Source organism: Streptomyces sp. NPDC007808 (assembly GCF_042868655.1).
Taxonomy (GTDB): Bacteria; Actinomycetota; Actinomycetes; order Streptomycetales; family Streptomycetaceae; genus Streptomyces.
The window spans coordinates 552,965-569,732 of record NZ_JBIAEQ010000001.1 but is presented as its reverse complement, the minus strand read 5'-3'; the positions used below and the strand labels follow the sequence as shown (position 1 = coordinate 569,732).

Sequence of the window (16,768 nt, the reverse complement as noted above, 5' to 3'; positions counted from 1 at the left end):
CGTGCGCCGGGACTCAGCACTGCCGGTCGACCGCACTCCGGTCCTGCACCCCGGAGCATCTCAGCGCGAGAGCCGCGATGTCGTCGTCGAGCTTCCCACCCCCGTGCTGGAGCAGATCCCGGTGCAACCGGTCGAGCAGTTCGCGGGGCGGCTGCGGGCCCTGCTGCTCCATCCACTCCTGGAGCGGGAAGAACTGGCCGTCGTGGTCCCGGGTCTCCGACACGCCGTCCGTGTAGAGCAGCAACTGGTCACCCGGGGCGAGGGCGACGCTGTCGACCCAGTAGCGGTCACCGATGAGCGCTGCGAGGTTGAGGGGCGGGGAGGCAGTGGTGGGCTCCAGGACCCGGACCTTCCCGCAGTGCGCGATCATCGGCGGGGGGTGCCCGCAGTTGAGAAGTCGTACGCGGCCGCCGCCGTGCGGGATCTCGGCGAGGAGCGCGGTGGCGAAGTGCTCGGGCTGGTCATGGGCGGGAAACGCGGCGCTGTGACGTGTGACGGTGGTCTCCAGGCGGTGGATGATGCCCTTCAGATCGGGCTCGTCGTAGGCGGCCTCCCTGAAGCAACTGATCACGGCCGACGCCGCCCCCACCGCGGACAGCCCCTTGCCCCGTACGTCGCCTATGAGCAGCCTGACCCCGTAGGGCGTGCCGATCGCCTCGTAGAAGTCGCCCCCGATCCTGGCCTGTTCCTGGGCCGCCAGGTACAGCGACTCGATCTCGACGTCCTCGATGCGGCGCGGCAACGGGCGCAGCAGCACTTTCTGGGCCGCGTCGGCGACGAGCCGGAGCTGGAAGAGGATCTCCTCGCGCTGGATGCGGACGTGACTGGCGTATGCGGCCGCCAGGGTGACCGCGATGATCGCGGCCGACGTGTACTGCGTCCCCAGGTCGGTGTAGAAGAAGCTGAGGGTGACCATGGTCAGCAGGCAGAACGTCCCCAGCAGGATCGTGGGGAGCACGGGCCACATCGCGGCGGCGAGCGCGGGTGCGGCGGGCAGAAGGCGGCTGACGGCGATCTCCCTGGGGGTGGAGAACGCCAGTCCGGCGATGAGGACGGTGAGGATCACCGGTGACAGCCGGGCAGTTTCCCATCGGCCGCCATAGGCGGGACGACGGCGCCACAGCCGTCCAAGCATGATCACAAAAAGTATCATATCGACCTAAGCGGACATCGGGCGCGGAGAAATCACACATCGCGCGACAGATTGCGGCGGCCGGCCTCCGGGAGGCGCCGAGGCCCGGCCGCGGATGCCCGCGCAGACGCCCGAGGGCCGCCGCGGCGGGCGCGGATCGGCCGAGTTCGGCCGAGGTCGGCCGAGGCCGGCCGGGCCGATCGGAGAGGGGTCGGCCCGGCGAGCCCTAGCCGCCGGGAATCACCGATGTTAGAAAGGTCGCATGGCGAGGCGTTTCGCCCTTTTTCGGCACCTGTCAGTCAAGCGGCTGATCAGCAGGAGCACGCGAAGCGTGGCCGGCCAGGTGCTGGTCTTCCAGGTGGCCCTGGTGGTGCTGCTCGTGCTCTGCGGCGTCATCGCCCTCGTCCTGCAGTCGGAGCGGGACACCAACGCCGAGGCCAGGCGCCGCTCCACGGCCGTGGCACAGACGTTCGCGCACTCACCAGGCGTCCTGGCGGCTCTCCAGAGCCCCGACCCCAGCAAGGTCCTCCAGCCGCTCACCGAGAAGGCGCGCCGGGCCGCCGACGTCGACTTCATCGTGGTCATGGACACCGAGGGAATCCGGTACACGCACCCGCTGCCGGACCGGATCGGCAAGCGGTTCGTGGGCGAGATCGAGCCGTCGCTGGCGGGGAAGGTCTACGTGGAGAGCGTCGACGGCCCTCTCGGTCACGAGGTGCAGTCCACGGTTCCGATCGAGGAATCCGACGGCACCGTGGTGGGTCTGGTCTCGGCCGGTCTGAAGGTCAAGAACGTCGAGAGCCAGGTGAACCGGCAACTACCGATCATCCTGGGCGCCGGAGCGGGAGCGCTCGCGCTGTCCACCGGCGTGACCGCGCTGGTGGGCAGGCGGCTGCAACGGCAGACCCACAGCCTTGCCCCGGACGAGATGACCTTGATGTACGCCCACCACGACGCGGTGCTCCACTCCGTCCGGGAGGGCGTGGTGATCGTGGCCGCCGACGGTCGGCTGATGCTGGCGAACGACGAGGCACGACGGCTGCTGGAGCTGCCCGCGGACGTCGAGGGACGGCATGTCTCCGAACTGCCGGGGCTCGATCCCGAGACCAAGGCGCTGCTCATCTCCGGGCGCGAGGCCAGCGACGAGGTGCACTTCGCCGGAGACCGACTGCTGGCGGTCAACCAGCGGCCCACGGATCGCGCGGGAGGTCCGAAGGGGACCGTGGTGACGCTGCGCGACTCCACCGAGCTGCAGGCGGTGACCGGCAGGGCGGAGGTGGCCCGCGAGCGGCTCAGGCTGCTCTACGACGCCGGACTCGGCATCGGTACCACCCTGGACGTGCTGCGCACGGCCGACGAGCTGGCGCGGGTCCCCGTCCCCCGCTTCGCCGACTTCGTCACCGTGGACCTGTCCGACGCCGTCCTGCACGGCGAGGAGCCGGCCCCCACCGCGACGGACATGCGCCGTTCGGCCGTGTGCGGCCTCGCGGAGGACCATCCGCTCAACGAACGGGGCCGGCTGATCGACTACCTGCCCGCCACGCCCCAGGCGCGCGGATACGGCAGCGGCCTCTCCCAGCTGGTGAGCGACCTGCCGACCGCCGCGGACTGGCGTGTGCAGGACCCCGAGCGTGCCAAGAAGATCATCGACTACGGCATCCGCTCCCTCATCGTGGCCCCCATCCAGGCCCGCGGCGTGGTGCTGGGTATGGCCAGCTTCTGGCGCACCGAACGACATCAGCGCTTCGACGAGGAGGACCTGTCGCTGGCGGAGGAGCTGGTGACCCGCGCCGCGGTCAGCATCGACAACGCCCGCCGGTACACCCGCGAGCACGCCCTCGCCGTCACCCTCCAGCGCAGTCTGCTGCCGCAGGCCATGCCCGAGCAGAGCGCCGTGGACATCGCCCACCGCTACCTTCCCGCCCAGTCGGGCGTGGGCGGGGACTGGTTCGATGTGATTCCCCTGCCGGGGAGCCGGGTGGCGCTCGCTGTCGGTGATGTGGTCGGCCACGGCCTCCACGCCGCCGCCACGATGGGACGCCTGCGGACCGCGGTGCACAATTTCTCCAGCCTCGATCTGCCACCGGACGAACTGCTGAGCCACCTGGACGACCTGGTCGGCCGTATCGACCAGGACGAGGCGGACACCACGAGTGCCGCGGGCGTCGTGGGCGCCACCTGCCTGTACGGGATCTACGACCCCGTGACGCGCCGCTGCGTCATGGCGCGAGCGGGCCATCTGGCACCCGCGCTCGTCCACCCCGACGGAACCGTCGCCTTCCCGGACCTGCCGGCCGGCCCGCCCCTCGGCCTCGGGGGGATGCCCTTCCAGACCGCGGAGCTGTACCTCGCCGAAGGGACCCAGCTGGTCCTGTACACCGACGGCCTGATCGAGGACCGCAAGCGTGATCTGGACGTCGGCATGGAACTCCTGCGTGACGCGCTGACGGGCCACCCCGGACGGCCACCCGAGAAGACCTGCCAGGACGTGTTGGACAGCCTGCTTCCCGGACCCGGGCGCCCCAAGGACGACGTCGCCCTCCTCGTCGCCCGCACCCGGGGGCTGCCGCCCGACCGGATCGCCGACTGGGACGTACCGCCGGATCCTGCGGCGGTCGCCGGGATGCGGGACGCCGTTTCCGAAAAGCTCGAAGAGTGGGGCCTTGCAGAGCTCGGCTTCACCACGGAGCTGATCTTGAGCGAGCTCCTCACCAACGCCATCCGCTACGGCTGCGAGCCCATCCACGTGCGGATGATCCGCGACCGCACGCTCATCTGCGAGGTCGCCGACAGCAGCAGCACCTCTCCGCACCTGCGATACGCCGCGACGACGGACGAGGGAGGCCGGGGCCTGTTCCTGGTATCGCAGATGGCCGAACGCTGGGGCACCCGATACACCCCGCAGGGCAAGGTGATCTGGGCCGAACAGGCCCTGCCCGAGGTCGACCGGCAGCCGTCCTGACACCGGCGAGGACAGGGCAGCGCAGATGCCCAGCGCTGGAGCGCGGTGGGCATCTGCGGCGCGCACGGGCCGTTCTGAGGACCTGCGGGGGCAGCGCGGATACGTACGGCTGCAACTGAAGGGCGCCATGAGGCGGATACCGGTTCCTCGGCCACCGCCGCGTCCGGCGTTCAGGCTGCGGACGATCCGGGTACGCACTACGACCCGGGCATGATCAGCGCCGGGCGCGGGCCCGCACCAAGGTGCGCCACCGCGCCTGCCGGCACTACTCCTGTCGGACGGGTCAGGCGGTCGCCCGGATCAGCAGGAGGGCGATGTCGTCGTGGCGCGGTGCCGACACTTCGGCGTGGTGGAGGAGGGCGTCGGCCAGGTCGTCCAGGTCGTGCCGTCCTGCGTGGGCGAGTTGTTCGGCGAGGGTGCTGGTGGCGTCGTCGATGTCGGTGCCGGGTGTCTCGACGAGACCGTCGGTGTAGAGGGCCAGCAAGGTGCCCGGGGGAAGGGGGAGCTCGACGTCGGGGTAGTCGGCGTCCGGCTCGATGCCCAGCAGCAGCCCGGCCGGCAGGTCGAGCACTTCGCTGCGGCCGTCGGGGTGGCGTACGAGCGGGGGCGGGTGGCCCGCGGTGGCCAGCCGGGCGCGATGCCGGGCCAGGTCGAGTTGGACGTAGAGGCAGCTGGCGAACAGCCCGGGTTCCAGGTTGGTCAGGAGGCGGTTGGTCCTGGCCAGGACGTCTGCCGGTGGTGCCGCGGTCGTGGCGTGGGCGTAGACCGCGGTGCGGACCTGTCCCATGAGGGCGGCGGCCTGGATGTTGTGGCCCTGGACGTCCCCGATGGTGGCGGCGGCACTGGCGGGGTGGCAGTGGATGAGGTCGTAGAAGTCACCGCCGATGTCGGTGCGTCGATCGGCGGGGAGGTAGCGGGCGACGGCCTCCAGGCCCGGGATCCGGGGCAGGCTTGGGGGTAGCAGGGCGGTCTGCAGGGTTCGGGCGAGGGTGTGTTCGGCGTCGTACAGACGGGCGCGGTCCAGGGCCTGGGCGATGAGTCCGGCCAGGGAGGTCAGGATGGCGCGTTCCGGTGTGGGGAACCGGCGGGGCCTGTCGTAGGCGAGGACGAGTGAGCCGACGGTGCGGCCGGAGGTGATCAGGGGCAGGAAGGCCCAGGAGGCCATGCCGTCCTCGTGGACGGCCGCCGGGTAGGCCCGCTTGAGGTCGGTGAAGGTGGCGAAGAAGCTGGGGATGCCGGCGTTGAGCACGTGCGCGGCCGGGGTGCGCGAAGTCAGCGGTTCGCCGTCGAACCGGGCCATCAGCTCCCGGGGGTAACCGCGATGGCCGAGGATGTGCAGACGGCCGCCCTGCACCGCCATGAGGGCCATGGCCGTCGGCCCGAAGGCGGGCACGATCTGGTCGGCGACCCGCTCCACGACGTCACCGACCCCGACGGCCTCGGTGAGCGTGGCCGCCAGGTGCGTCAGGTGATACAGGGCGGCCGCCCCGATCTGCTCCTCGGTGGTCGCGGAGGGCTGTCCGCTGTCCTCGGCCGGAGCGGGCCGGGTCGCGGCGGGAGCGATGTGGACACTGATACCCCGGTCGTCCGGATGGAGCTCGAAGGACAACCACTGGTCCGGCGGGCACAGCGCGGTGAAGGACGTGGGCCGACGGCTGATCACCGCTGCCCGGTAGCGGTCCTCGAAGAGGGGGTTGCGCAGCCAGGGCAGTACCTCCCAGGGTCGCGTGCCCAGAAGGGCTCGGGTGCCGACGCCGAGCAGATCACCGGCGGCGGGGTTGATGTAGGTGACCCGGCCGTCCATGTCCAGCGCGCAGCACCCGGTCGGGACGCGTTCGGCGTAGTCGAGTGCGGCTGCCGCCCGGATGGGGTCGGGTACGCGGGTCCGTGTCGGCGGCAGCAGCCACGGCTGGTCCGCGGGCAGCAGTGGACGGCCGCTGTCGGCCGCCTGCCGCACCAGCAGCGCGGCGCGGTGACAGCAGGCGCCGATCGCGTCCTGCTCGTACGCACTCAGCTGCGGGGGGTGCTGGACGGGCCACAGCAGCACGAGCCCGCCCGACGCTCGCGTGCCTCCGGTGAACGGGGCCGCGGCCAGCATGATGTCGTAGGACAACACGATTCCCAGGCGCGGATAGCGGCGCGCGATCTCCTCCTGGCCGGCCAGCCACACCAGACGCTGCTGCCGTATCGCGTCCACCACCGGAATCGGGTCGTCCATCGAAATCTGCAGCCAGGGGGCGGTGATCCGACGAGAGACGCCGCCCGCCGCAGCCAGCCGCAGCACCCGCTCCCCCGGCAGCATCAGGTACAGCAGGCCCAGCGACGCGCCGGTGCTGCGCATGGCGTCGGCCAGGACGGCCTGGAGCCGTTCGGCGCCGGAGGCGGTCGACGCGGCCGTGTGCCGCGGCATGTCCTCATCCGTGTGATGGCGCATGCCCTCACCCCCCACCCCGCACCCGGCAGCGACGAGGACCATCACCCATACCGGGACAATACGCCGCCCTGTGCGTGACGGCATCCATGCCGGGCGGTACGCCGGCCGGTGGCATCGCCGACCAGTCCGTCAGCCCGCCAGCGCCGTGAAGCCGCCGACGATCGAGCCGTAGCCGATGTGGGCGACAACCGTGACAAGGGGGGTGCCCGGCCCGTAGTTGCGCAGGAGAAAGCCGGGGGCCTCAAGCAGGGCGACGTTCGGAGCGCTGGTCAGCGGGCTGCCCATCCGCGGGTGGACGAGCGGCAGCAGGATGTTGACCAGTGCGGTGCCTGCGAACAGACCGTGCGCGAGTCCGAACAGGGCCCCCAGCCACCAGCCCGCCCGGTCGATCGCGACGAAGACGGCGAAGTAGACGAACGCGAAGATCTGCCCGTTGAGGAAGTGCATCAGGTAGCCGACGAACTTCGCACGGGTGCGGTTGACGGTCACCGCCGTACCCAGGAGGAACGGAAGGTCCATACGGGTCAGGCTCAGCTCGCTGGCGGCACGCAGGGCGGTCGTCAGGGCCAGGGTGCCGACGAAGGCTCCTGCCGCGGTCCCCCCGGCCCAGGCGCTCACGGCGCCGCGCCCGTGTCGTCGGCGGCATCGATCGCGCAGGCGGCGCTGATCAGCGCCAGATGACTCAGTCCCTGGGGAAGGTTGCCGAGGAAGTCACCGGTGGCGGGGTCGATCTCCTCGCTGTAGAGGCCGACGTCGTTGGCCAGTCCGACCAGCTCCTCCATCAGGTCGACAGCCTGGAGGCGGCGTCCGGTACGGGCGAGGGATTCGACGAGCCAGAAGGAACAGGCCACAAAGGCGCCTTCGGTGCCGCTGAGGCCGTCCTCCCCCGAGTAGCGCTCGACGTACGGCCCGTGCCGCAGCCGGTCGGCCAGTGCGGTGATCGTGACGTCCATCCGCCGGTGGCCGCCCCGGTATCCGTACAGGTGGCCGAGGAGCACGGAGGCGTCCAGGTCGGTGCCGCCGGCGGAGCGGACGTAGCTGTCGAGGCCGTCCGAGAAGCAGTGGGTTTCGACGAAGGCGCGGATCCGGTCGCGCTCGGTGCGCCAACGGGCCAGGTGCCGGTCCGGGATCAGATCGTGCTCGGCCAGGTCGGCGGCGCGGTCCAGGGCCACCCAGCACATCATCTTGGACTGGGTGAAATGGCGGGGCTCACTGCGGACCTCCCAGATGCCCGCGTCGGGTTGCCGCCAGTTCGCGCAGACCAGATCGGCGAGTTCCGCGAGGCGCCGTGCGACATCGGCGTCGAGGTGTCCGGCGGCGCGCGCGTACTGCCAGGCCGTCTGCAGCAGCTCGCCGTAGGTGTCGAGTTGGAGCTGGCCGACCGCGGCGTTTCCGGTGCGGACCGGCCCCGAGCCGCGGTAGCCCTCCCAGGGCAGGGTCCGCTCCGGGGTGCGGTGGCCGCCGTCCAGCCGGTACAGCACCTTCAGGTGGGGGTGGGTGAGCTGGGAGGCGTGCATCAGCCACCAGAAGTAGGCGTGCGCTTCCGCAGGGCAGCCGAGCTGCAAGAACGCGGCGAGGGTGAAGGCGGAGTCTCGTACCCAGGAGAAGCGGTAGTCCCAGTTGCGCTCACCGCCGATCTGTTCCGGGAGCGAGGTCGTCACCGCGGCGGCGACCGCTCCGGACGGGGCGTGGACGAGCAGCTTCAGCGTGAGCAGGCTGCGCATGACCGCTTCGGACCACCGGCCCGGGTACCTCCGGTCACGGGCCCAGCGTCGCCAGGCGGCGCTGGTGTCGTCCAGGCGTGCCTCGCACTCGGCGCGGGCCGGCAGAACGAGCGGTTCCTGGTCGGCGAAGGGCATCGCGATCAGGGCACTGCGGCCGCTCGGAATCTCGCATGCGCCACTGATGGCCCGTCCGTCGCATGCCGGTGCGCCGGCGTCCCACGAGCAGACGGCGAGCGCTTTGGTGCCGGCCGTGGCCACGGGGACGCCGGAACGCCGGACGAACCGTGTGCGAGCCGTGCCGTAGCCGAAGCGTGGCCGCACGCTCCAACGCATCGGCACCGACCCGGACAGCCCGTCGATACGTCGCACCAGCTCACGCATCGGTGTCAGTGCCGCCTCGTCGTGCAGGGTGAGCGCGTCGGTGACGCGGACCGCGCCGCGAGCGGTGCTGAAGGTCGTCTGCAGCACGTTGGTGTGAGGCAGGTAGCGGCGCTCCGCCCGGAAGGGCACGGTCGGCTCCAGCGTGAAGCGTCCGCCGTGGTCGGCGTCCAGCACGGCACCGAACACGGCGGCCGAGTCGAGGTCGGGCAGGCCCAGCCAGTCCACCGAGCCGTCCCGGGCGATCAGGGCGGCGGTGCGGCCGTCGCCGATCACCGCGTAGTCGCGCAGCGGAACGTAGCCACCGAGCCGCGAGCCGCCGGCCGCGGAAGCATGTGCTGTTCCTGCTCCCGGAGATCCGCTGATGGCCCCCATGCGACCACGCTCCCATGCGCCGGGCCGTACCGCTCGCTCATCCGGTTCGTCGGCTTCAGGTCAGCATGCCCGTGAGGGAGAGGAATTCGGCGCGGGAACGGGCGTCGTCGCGGAGCGTGCCGAGGAGGCTGGAGGTGAGCGTGCTGGAGCCGGTGGCCTGGACGCCGCGCAGGGTCATGCAGCTGTGCTCGGCCGCGATCACGACGCCGACCCCCTTGGGTTCGAGGTGAGCCTGCAGCCAGTCGGCGACCTGCTTGGTCAGGCGTTCCTGGACCTGGGGGCGGCAGGCGAAGTGTTCGACCACGCGGGCGAGTTTGGACAGGCCGAGGATGCGGTGGCCCGGGAGGTACCCCACGTGGGCGGTGCCGACGACGGGCAGCATGTGGTGCTCGCACACCGTCCGGACGGGAATGCTGCGGGCCAGCACCAGCTCGTCGTAGCCCTCGTCGTTGGGGAAGGTCGTCAGGTCGAAGGGGCGCGGGCTGAACAGTTCGGCGTAGGCGCGGGCCATGCGGCCGGGGGTGCCCCGCGTGCTCTCGGTGTCGGTCTCGATGCCGAGCGCTGCGAGGAACCGGGCGGCGGCGCGTTCGGCTTCGGCGAGGTCGACGCCGTCGGTGTCGTGGACGACTCGCAGCGGGGCGGTGGATGCCCTCGGGGGCTGGGGCGAGGGGATCGCGGCGAAGCGGGCGGGGAGGTCGGCCGTGTCCTGCATGGAGGCGGTGGCCGAGGCGGAGATGTCCATGGGGTGCTCCTTGGGTGCGGACCGGGTCAGGGGGCGGCGGCCGGTGGTGCGCCTTCCGAGCGCGGTGCGGCCCCGTGCGGTGGGGTGGCCGGCTGGAGGCGTACACAGCAGTGACCGGGGCTGGGTGACAGGCATGCCTGCAGGCCGGATTCGTCGAGTCCGTCGAGCACGCCCCGCAGCAGATGCAGGTTCATGCCGCACACGGTCTGCGTGTGGTCGCGGGCGAGCGCGTGGAAAGGGCAGTTGCCCAGGACGATGGCGTCACCGTCGTAGCGGGGTTCGAACCCGTTCTCCTCCAGCAGGGCGAAGACGTCTGTGCGCTCCGGTCCGGCGATCTGTGTGCCGAGCTCGTGCGCCTTTCGGTGCAGGACGGTGCGCACCGGCTCGCCGGTGGCCTCGGATTCCTCCAGGGCTTGGGCGAGGAGGCGCCCGGCCAGCTCGTAGTGCCGCTCGGGCAGCGTGACGGTGACCTGTCGGGTGGAGCGTTTGTAGAGCTTGGCCGGCCGGCCCGCTCCGGGGCCGGTGCGTCCGCTGCGCCGCTCGTAGACGACGTCGAGGAGTGATTCGTCGGCCAGTCGGTCCAGGTGGAAGGCCGCGGTCTGCCGGGCGAGGCCGAGGGCCTCGGCGGCTTCGTCGCGGCTGACCGGTCCCGGCTGGCGCACGACGTGGTCGTACAGCCTCCTGCGGGTCGGCTCGTCGAGCGCGGCGACGGCGGAGACGTCGGGGCTGAGTGCTTCGTTCGGGGCGTCCACGAACACCAGTCTAAAACACATGGGCATTGACTAAAGAAGGTTTCCGCGCTTCTATCGATAGTGAAAGTTGTCGATAGAAGGAAGGGCGTCATGTCGTCCGCAACCACACCCCGCACGTCCGCCGCCCCCCGGTGGGCCGCGTTCACCGACCCCGGCTACCAGGCGTTCGTCATCCTGCGCACCGGGTTCGCCGTGGCGCCGATCCTGTTCGGGCTGGACAAGTTCGCCAACCTGCTCGTGGACTGGCCCGCCTATCTCGCGCCGTGGATCGACGACATCGTTCCCGGCAGCGCCCAGTCGGCCATGTACGCCGTCGGCGTCATCGAGATCGTCGCGGGCATCGCCGTCGCCCTGGCCCCGCGCTTCGGGGCCTGGCTGGTTGCCGGATGGCTCGCGGGCATCATCGTCAACCTGCTGACCATCCCCGACTACTACGACATCGCGCTGCGCGACTTCGGTCTCCTGCTCGGGGCGGTCGCCCTCGCCCGGCTCGCCCGGCGCTACGACGGCAAGCGGCCGTCCGAGTGACGGCAGCTCGCCCAGCGCCACGACGGCAAGCGGCCGTCCGACTCACGGCAGGCAGCGGCCGCTGAAGGGCGACGCAAGCGGGTGGGCGCCACCAACGGCTCACCCGCGGCCGTCGCCGTCCGGGGCGCGACCGCCGCGGGCAGGCGCCTTGGCCACCGGCAGATCGCCGGCACGGCCCGCGACGCCCGGCCCCGTCGTACACCCCCCACCCACGGCCACACGGCCCACACCCCCAGGCCCAGGGCTCGGCGCGCGGCCCGGCCACGTTCTTGAGCTGTTGTTTGCAAGGCCACAAGGAGGCGGATTCGGATTCCCCCGGACGTCATCACGCGACAAGAAGACGACAAGAAGACGGCATTTCCTCGCACGTTCGTCATACGGGGAAGCTCTGCGTGTTTCACAGCGGTGCGGTGTGCGGTGAGCGACCATACGGACGCCGACACCTCACCGACATCGGCATTGCGCGTGAGAACACCCAGACAGAAAGAAGGACGGACGTGTCCGGCAGCGAAAGCGAAAACCCAGCAATCGCCTCCCCCACCCCCACGCCGACTCGGCCCAGGACGAACCGGGACTGGTGGCCGAATCAGCTGGACCTCCAGATTCTCCACCAGCACTCGCCCCGTTCCAATCCGATGGACGGGGATTTCGACTACGCGAAAGAGTTCGCGACCCTCGACCTCGACGCGTTGAAGCGGGACGTCTTCGAGGTGATGACGGCGTCCCAGGACTGGTGGCCCGCCGACTACGGCCACTACGGGCCGCTCTTCATCCGGATGAGTTGGCACGCCGCGGGCACCTACCGGGTCGCCGACGGCCGGGGCGGTGGCGGCAGCGGCGCTCAGCGCTTCGCGCCCCTCAACAGCTGGCCGGACAACGCGAGCCTGGACAAAGCGCGCCGTCTGCTCTGGCCGGTCAAGCAGAAGTACGGCCAGAAGATCTCCTGGGCCGACCTTCTGGTCTTCGCCGGCAACTGCGCCATGGAATCCATGGGGTTCAAGACGTTCGGGTTCGGCTTCGGGCGAGAGGACATCTGGGAACCCGAGGAAATCATCTGGGGCCCCGAGGACACCTGGCTCGGAGATGAGCGCTACAGCGGCGACAGGGAACTCGCCGCTCCCTTCGGCGCTGTGCAGATGGGACTGATCTACGTCAATCCGGAGGGCCCCAACGGCAACCCGGATCCGATGGCCGCCGCCAGGGACGTGCGCGAGACCTTCGGGCGCATGGCGATGAACGACGAGGAGACGGTGGCGCTCATCGTCGGCGGCCACACGTTCGGCAAGTGCCATGGCGCCGTCGATCCCGCGTACATCGGCCCGGAGCCCGAGGCCTGCCCCATCGAGCAGCAGGGCCTCGGCTGGCGGAACACGTACGGCAGCGGCACGGGCGCCGACGCGCTCACCAGTGGGCTGGAGGGCGCGTGGACCAACGAGCCGACCAGATGGGACAACGGGTACCTGGACAACCTGTTCCGGTACGACTGGGAGCTGACCACGAGCCCCGCCGGCGCCAAGCAGTGGACACCCACGGATCCCTCGGCCAAGGACACGGTGCCCGACGCCCATGATCCGTCGAAGAGGCACGCTCCCATGATGCTGACGACGGACCTCGCGCTGAAGCTGGACCCGGTCTACGGCCCGATCACGAAGCGCTTCCACGAGAACCCGGACATGCTGGCGGAAGCGTTCGCCAAGGCCTGGTACAAGCTGCTGCACCGCGACATGGGGCCGGTCACGCGTTACCTCGGCCCATGGGTCCCGGAGCCCCAGCTGTGGCAGGACCCCGTCCCCACGGTCGACCACGAGCTCGTCGGCGACGCGGACATCGCCGCTCTCAAGAGCAGGATCCTCGCCTCGGGACTGTCCGTCTCCCAGCTGGTCACCACCGCCTGGGCGGCGGCGGCGAGCTTCCGCGGCACCGACAAGCGCGGCGGGGCCAACGGGGCCCGCATCCGGCTCGCGCCGCAGAAGGACTGGGAGGTCAACCACTCGCCCGAGGTGGCCGAGGTGCTGCAGAAGCTGGAGCAGATCCGGCAGGACTTCAACCGCTCACAGGCCGGAGGAACGAAGGTCTCGCTCGCCGACCTGATCGTCCTGGGCGGGTGCGCGGCCGTCGAGCAGGCCGCGAGGAACGCCGGGTACGACATCACCGTGCCGTTCGCACCCGGTCGCACGGACGCCACGCAGGAGCAGACCGACGTGGAGTCGTTCGCCGTTCTCGAACCCAGGGCCGACGGGTTCCGCAACTACCTCCGGGCGGGAGAGAAGTTGTCGCCGGAGACCCTCCTGCTGGACCGCGCCAACCTGTTGACGCTGACCGCTCCGGAGATGACGGTGCTGATCGGCGGCATGCGCGTCCTGGACACCGGTTTCAAGCGATCCCCCCACGGCGTCTTCACGCACCGGCCGGAGACACTGACCAACGACTACTTCGTCAACCTGCTCGACATGGGCACGGAGTGGAAGGCGTCGGTTTCGGACGAGAACGTGTTCGAGGGCCGGGATCGCGCTTCGGGTGAGCTCAAGTGGACCGCCACCGCGGTCGACCTCGTCTTCGGTTCGCACTCCCAGCTGCGAGCCCTCTCGGAGGTGTACGCGTCCCGGGACGCGGGAGGGAAGTTCGTGCGTGACTTCGTGACCGCGTGGGACAAGGTGATGAACCTCGATCGGTTCGACCTCTCCTGACCCCGGCGGCCCGGCGAAGGCGGGGACGCGAGCCGCTCGCGTCCCCGCAGCGCCCATGAGCGCGCGCACTCCACCCGGAGTGCGCGCGCCCGCGGTGTGCTCACCGTCCGGCGGACCCGGACGGGGCTCATACGCTCGGTTTCCTATTCAACAGCCAAGCCCTCCGCTCGGTTTCCCATTCAACAGCCAAGCCCTCGGCTCGGTTTTCGCGGGCCGAGCGATCGGGATACGCTGGGAATTGTTCGAGGCGCCAGGGGACAGATGGTCGATCGCGGAGGTCACCATGGATGTCGCCGTCGGAACATTCAACCTCAACAATCTCTTTTCACGATTCAACTTCCAGGCAGAGATCGCCGCTGTGCACCCGGTCGATGACGAGGGACAGCTGACCTCCAGCTATGTCTTCGACGACCCGGAGAACGTACGCATACGTACGTACAGAGGCAAGCTGGTCAAAGGGATAGACCCCGAGGAGCAGAAAGTACTCGCCCGACGGATCCGCGAAATGAAGCTGGACGTGCTGGCCGTGCAGGAAGTCGAGGACATCGACACCCTGCGCTTTTTTGTTTCTCAGCACCTTGACGGCGCCTACCGTCACCTCTCACTGATCGAGGGCAACGATCCCCGCCTGATCGACGTCGCCGTCCTGTCCAAATTCCCGGTCGGGGCGGTGACCTCCTGGCAGCACGCCGTCCATCCGGACGTACCCGATGAACGCGTCTTCAGCCGGGACCTGTTGGAAGTGCACATACTGGATCCGCGTGACCCCGACAAGCATTTGCTGACCGTCTTCAACAATCACCTCAAGAGCCAGTTCATCGAGCCGAACACCGACCCCGAGGAGGGCAAGCGCCTCGCCGACGAGCGACGCACCCGCCAGGCGGAGACCATCGTCCGGATCATCGGCGAACGGACCCGCCCCGACGGGCGTTACATCGTGCTGGGCGACATGAACGACACTCCTGACGCACCGACGCTCGCCGAACTCGCCGATCCGACAGGTCCGTTGCGGCTGAAGGAGGCGCTCGACCGCCCGAAGGAGACCCGGGTACCCAAGCCCGACGACCCTCCGCCGCCTGCCTCGGGTTCGTGGACCCATCGGTTCAAGGAGAGCGGACAACCAGCGAAATACGAGCTGTTCGACCAGATCTGGCTCAGCGAGAGCCTCACCACGCGACACAAGAGCTCCCACATCGACCGACGTACCCGGCACGGCGGTGACGGATCGGATCACGATCCCGCCTGGGTGGTCCTCGATCTGTGAGCCTCGATCCCCGTATGCATCACGGGCTTCGTTCCGGCTCCAGTACCGGCGGAGGGAAGAGTCATGCCTCTGAAGAACTACGGAGTGCTGGCCTGCACAGTCGTCGAACGACGTCGTGAAGGGGCGCCCGACGACACCCCGCACTACCAGCTCCATCTCACCGACAGCACGGGCACGCACTACCGCGGTGCGGTCAACGTCCTGTCCCAGCAGGCTCCTTCCGAGCTGCTGTTCCTGGCCATCGACGATTTCCGGCATCCCGTGACCGCCCAGCTTCCACCGGCGGGCAGCGGGTGGACGGAACTGCAGTCACGGCCGGGAACGGCCGCCCTGGACTTCATCCGCGGCAACCTCTTCGCCCCGGAATCGATGCGGAAACTGCCTCCTGATGTGGCCGGCCCCGACAACGACCTGTCCGACAGGCTGGACCACTACATCGAGCGCGCCATCGGCGATCCCACGGCAGCCCTGTACCTTTTCGGTGAGCGTTGGGGGCCCGAACGCAACAAGCGGGACAAGGTGTTCGGCTTCGAGCCCGGCAATGGGGTGCACGACATCCACATGAACCAGGGCAGTGTCGGGGGTTTCCGTTCCAGCAACGGCGTCTGGCAGGACGGCGCGCTGATGCTCCACTTCCCCGCCGAATCGCGCTGGGTGGCCGTGTTCCTGGCTTTCCAGTCCCAGGCCTGGCACACCGACGACCAGACCGGCCATCGCATCGAGACCGCACCTGCCCGGCCCGTCCAGCGCGAGGCGGAGGTGCGCATCCTGGCCGCCATGGTCAACCCCCAGGGCCCGGCACCCGAGCGGGAGACGGTGACCCTCCTCAACGCCTCGCCCCAAACCGTCGACCTCAACGGCTGGCAACTGGCCGACGAGAACGATCACATGCTCCCTCTGCCCGCGGAGCGGGTCGCCGCAGGCGCGACCGTGGTCGTCCGGGGCGGAAACGGCTTCGAGCTCGGCAACCGCGGTGGGGCGATCACACTGCTCGACCCTGCCGGTCTCAAGGTCCACGGGGTGTCGTACACGGAAGGGGATGCGCGTCGCGAGGGGTGGACGGTGTCCTTCTGACCCGGTCCTCGTGCGCAGGTTCTCCTCGGCGGTGGCACCGGAGGTTCTCCGGACTTCCGTTCCGTGCCTGACCGGCTGCCGTGCACCGGCGGCCTGTCAGCCACAACCGCCGCTCAGCTCTGACGAGGCGTCAGCCGCCAGACCGTGAGGTCGAAGGCGAAGGCGGGGGAACAGGACAGCGGGACCCTCTTGCCCAACACGTCCACCGTGACCGCCGTGCGCAGCCGCGTGTTGGTTCCCTTAGTGATCACATAGTGGCCCGCCGGGTCCTCGACGACCTCGTGCACGGGTGTCGGCCTCGCCGCGGCCGCGTAGGTGCCGCTGACGACGGCGTCACCCATCGGCTCGGCCGTGTCGTCCAGCTTCCTGAGCGGGATGTCGGCGGTGACCGTCCCGTTGGTGAACAAGGCGGTGTCCTGCGGTCCGTAACCGCCGCCGTACTCCCCGTCCGGCGTCTCGACCGACAGGCTGGTGTGCGCCCCGAACGCGGAGTTCTCGTACAGGTCCACCGCTACGGTGATGCCTTCGAACTGCCCGGTGCAGGACAGCGCATGGCCCTTCTCGATCGTCTTGACCGGCTGGGCTTCGCGCTCCGCCGCCGGAGCCGCGTGAACGGCGCCGCCGAGGGCGACGACCGTCCCGGCACCGATGAGGCCGGCCAGCGCGAGGCGTGTCACGTTTCTCAACTGCGTTCCCCCCTGGGCCCATGTGTGCGT

General features: G+C 69.9%; 12 protein-coding genes. 5 read left to right on the top strand and 7 right to left on the bottom strand.

All coding sequences use genetic code 11. From position 1 onward, the window contains the following. Nucleotides 1-13 precede the first annotated feature (13 nt). Nucleotides 14-1,135: a PP2C family protein-serine/threonine phosphatase gene (locus tag ACFYNL_RS02495; protein ID WP_388797248.1), complete on the bottom strand. Its 1,122-nt coding sequence runs from the start codon at nucleotides 1,133-1,135 to the stop codon at nucleotides 14-16. 259 nt (nucleotides 1,136-1,394) lie between these two features. Here ACFYNL_RS02495 and ACFYNL_RS02490 point away from each other — a divergent pair, with 259 nt between their 5' ends. Continuing rightward, on the top strand, nucleotides 1,395-4,094 hold the full coding sequence (locus ACFYNL_RS02490; protein WP_388795197.1) for a SpoIIE family protein phosphatase: 2,700 nt from the start codon (nucleotides 1,395-1,397) through the stop codon (nucleotides 4,092-4,094). A gap of 283 nt (nucleotides 4,095-4,377) precedes the next feature. Here the strand turns inward: ACFYNL_RS02490 and ACFYNL_RS02485 are convergent, their stop codons facing one another. From ACFYNL_RS02485 to ACFYNL_RS02465, 5 genes are all read right to left on the bottom strand, one after another. After that, on the bottom strand, nucleotides 4,378-6,528 hold the full coding sequence (locus ACFYNL_RS02485; protein ID WP_388795194.1) for a SpoIIE family protein phosphatase: 2,151 nt from the start codon (nucleotides 6,526-6,528) through the stop codon (nucleotides 4,378-4,380). 129 nt (nucleotides 6,529-6,657) lie between these two features. Beyond that, on the bottom strand, nucleotides 6,658-7,146 hold the full coding sequence (locus ACFYNL_RS02480; protein WP_388795191.1) for a hypothetical protein: 489 nt from the start codon (nucleotides 7,144-7,146) through the stop codon (nucleotides 6,658-6,660). After that, entirely contained in the window at nucleotides 7,143-9,005 is a 1,863-nt protein-coding gene (locus ACFYNL_RS02475) for a glycoside hydrolase family 15 protein (RefSeq protein WP_388795188.1), read from the bottom strand. Before ACFYNL_RS02475 ends, ACFYNL_RS02480 begins: the two co-directional genes overlap by 4 nt. Nucleotides 9,006-9,060: 55 nt before the next feature. Next, on the bottom strand, nucleotides 9,061-9,747 hold the full coding sequence (gene folE, locus ACFYNL_RS02470; protein ID WP_388795186.1) for a GTP cyclohydrolase I: 687 nt from the start codon (nucleotides 9,745-9,747) through the stop codon (nucleotides 9,061-9,063). A 26-nt stretch (nucleotides 9,748-9,773) separates the two neighbouring features. Beyond that, nucleotides 9,774-10,505 (bottom strand): helix-turn-helix transcriptional regulator, encoded by a 732-nt coding sequence (locus ACFYNL_RS02465; RefSeq protein WP_388797244.1) that lies wholly within the window; start codon nucleotides 10,503-10,505, stop codon nucleotides 9,774-9,776. Between the two features lie 84 nt (nucleotides 10,506-10,589). On the opposite strand from ACFYNL_RS02465, the gene ACFYNL_RS02460 reads away from it, so the two are divergent. The 4 genes from ACFYNL_RS02460 to ACFYNL_RS02445 all read left to right on the top strand — a co-directional run bounded on the left by ACFYNL_RS02460 (nucleotide 10,590) and on the right by ACFYNL_RS02445 (nucleotide 16,052). After that, nucleotides 10,590-11,027, top strand: coding sequence for a hypothetical protein (locus ACFYNL_RS02460; protein WP_388795183.1), 438 nt, complete (start codon nucleotides 10,590-10,592; stop codon nucleotides 11,025-11,027). A 497-nt stretch (nucleotides 11,028-11,524) separates the two neighbouring features. After that, the gene (gene katG / locus ACFYNL_RS02455) at nucleotides 11,525-13,714 is read left to right on the top strand and encodes a catalase/peroxidase HPI (RefSeq protein WP_388795180.1); all 2,190 of its coding nucleotides are present in this window, start codon (nucleotides 11,525-11,527) and stop codon (nucleotides 13,712-13,714) included. A gap of 283 nt (nucleotides 13,715-13,997) precedes the next feature. Next, nucleotides 13,998-14,978 carry an endonuclease/exonuclease/phosphatase family protein gene (locus ACFYNL_RS02450; protein WP_388795177.1) on the top strand — a complete coding sequence of 327 codons (981 nt, stop codon included), beginning with the start codon at nucleotides 13,998-14,000 and terminating at the stop codon, nucleotides 14,976-14,978. Nucleotides 14,979-15,041: 63 nt separating this feature from the next. Next, entirely contained in the window at nucleotides 15,042-16,052 is a 1,011-nt protein-coding gene (locus ACFYNL_RS02445) for a DUF2278 family protein (protein ID WP_388795174.1), read from the top strand. Nucleotides 16,053-16,165: 113 nt separating this feature from the next. On the opposite strand, the gene ACFYNL_RS02440 is transcribed toward ACFYNL_RS02445, so the two are convergent. Next, nucleotides 16,166-16,738, bottom strand: coding sequence for a hypothetical protein (locus ACFYNL_RS02440; RefSeq protein WP_388795170.1), 573 nt, complete (start codon nucleotides 16,736-16,738; stop codon nucleotides 16,166-16,168). Nucleotides 16,739-16,768: the final 30 nt, after the last annotated feature.

Excerpts from the sequence above, each read along its gene's own strand:
- ACFYNL_RS02495 (WP_388797248.1), bottom strand. The coding sequence starts at position 1,135 with ATGCTTGGACGGCTGTGGCGCCGTCGTCCCGCCTATGGCGGCCGATGG.
- ACFYNL_RS02490 (WP_388795197.1), top strand. The coding sequence starts at position 1,395 with ATGGCGAGGCGTTTCGCCCTTTTTCGGCACCTGTCAGTCAAGCGGCTG.
- ACFYNL_RS02485 (WP_388795194.1), bottom strand. The coding sequence starts at position 6,528 with ATGCGCCATCACACGGATGAGGACATGCCGCGGCACACGGCCGCGTCG.
- ACFYNL_RS02475 (WP_388795188.1), bottom strand. The coding sequence starts at position 9,005 with ATGGGGGCCATCAGCGGATCTCCGGGAGCAGGAACAGCACATGCTTCC.
- folE (WP_388795186.1), bottom strand. The coding sequence starts at position 9,747 with ATGGACATCTCCGCCTCGGCCACCGCCTCCATGCAGGACACGGCCGAC.
- ACFYNL_RS02460 (WP_388795183.1), top strand. The coding sequence starts at position 10,590 with ATGTCGTCCGCAACCACACCCCGCACGTCCGCCGCCCCCCGGTGGGCC.
- ACFYNL_RS02450 (WP_388795177.1), top strand. The coding sequence starts at position 13,998 with ATGGATGTCGCCGTCGGAACATTCAACCTCAACAATCTCTTTTCACGA.
- ACFYNL_RS02445 (WP_388795174.1), top strand. The coding sequence starts at position 15,042 with ATGCCTCTGAAGAACTACGGAGTGCTGGCCTGCACAGTCGTCGAACGA.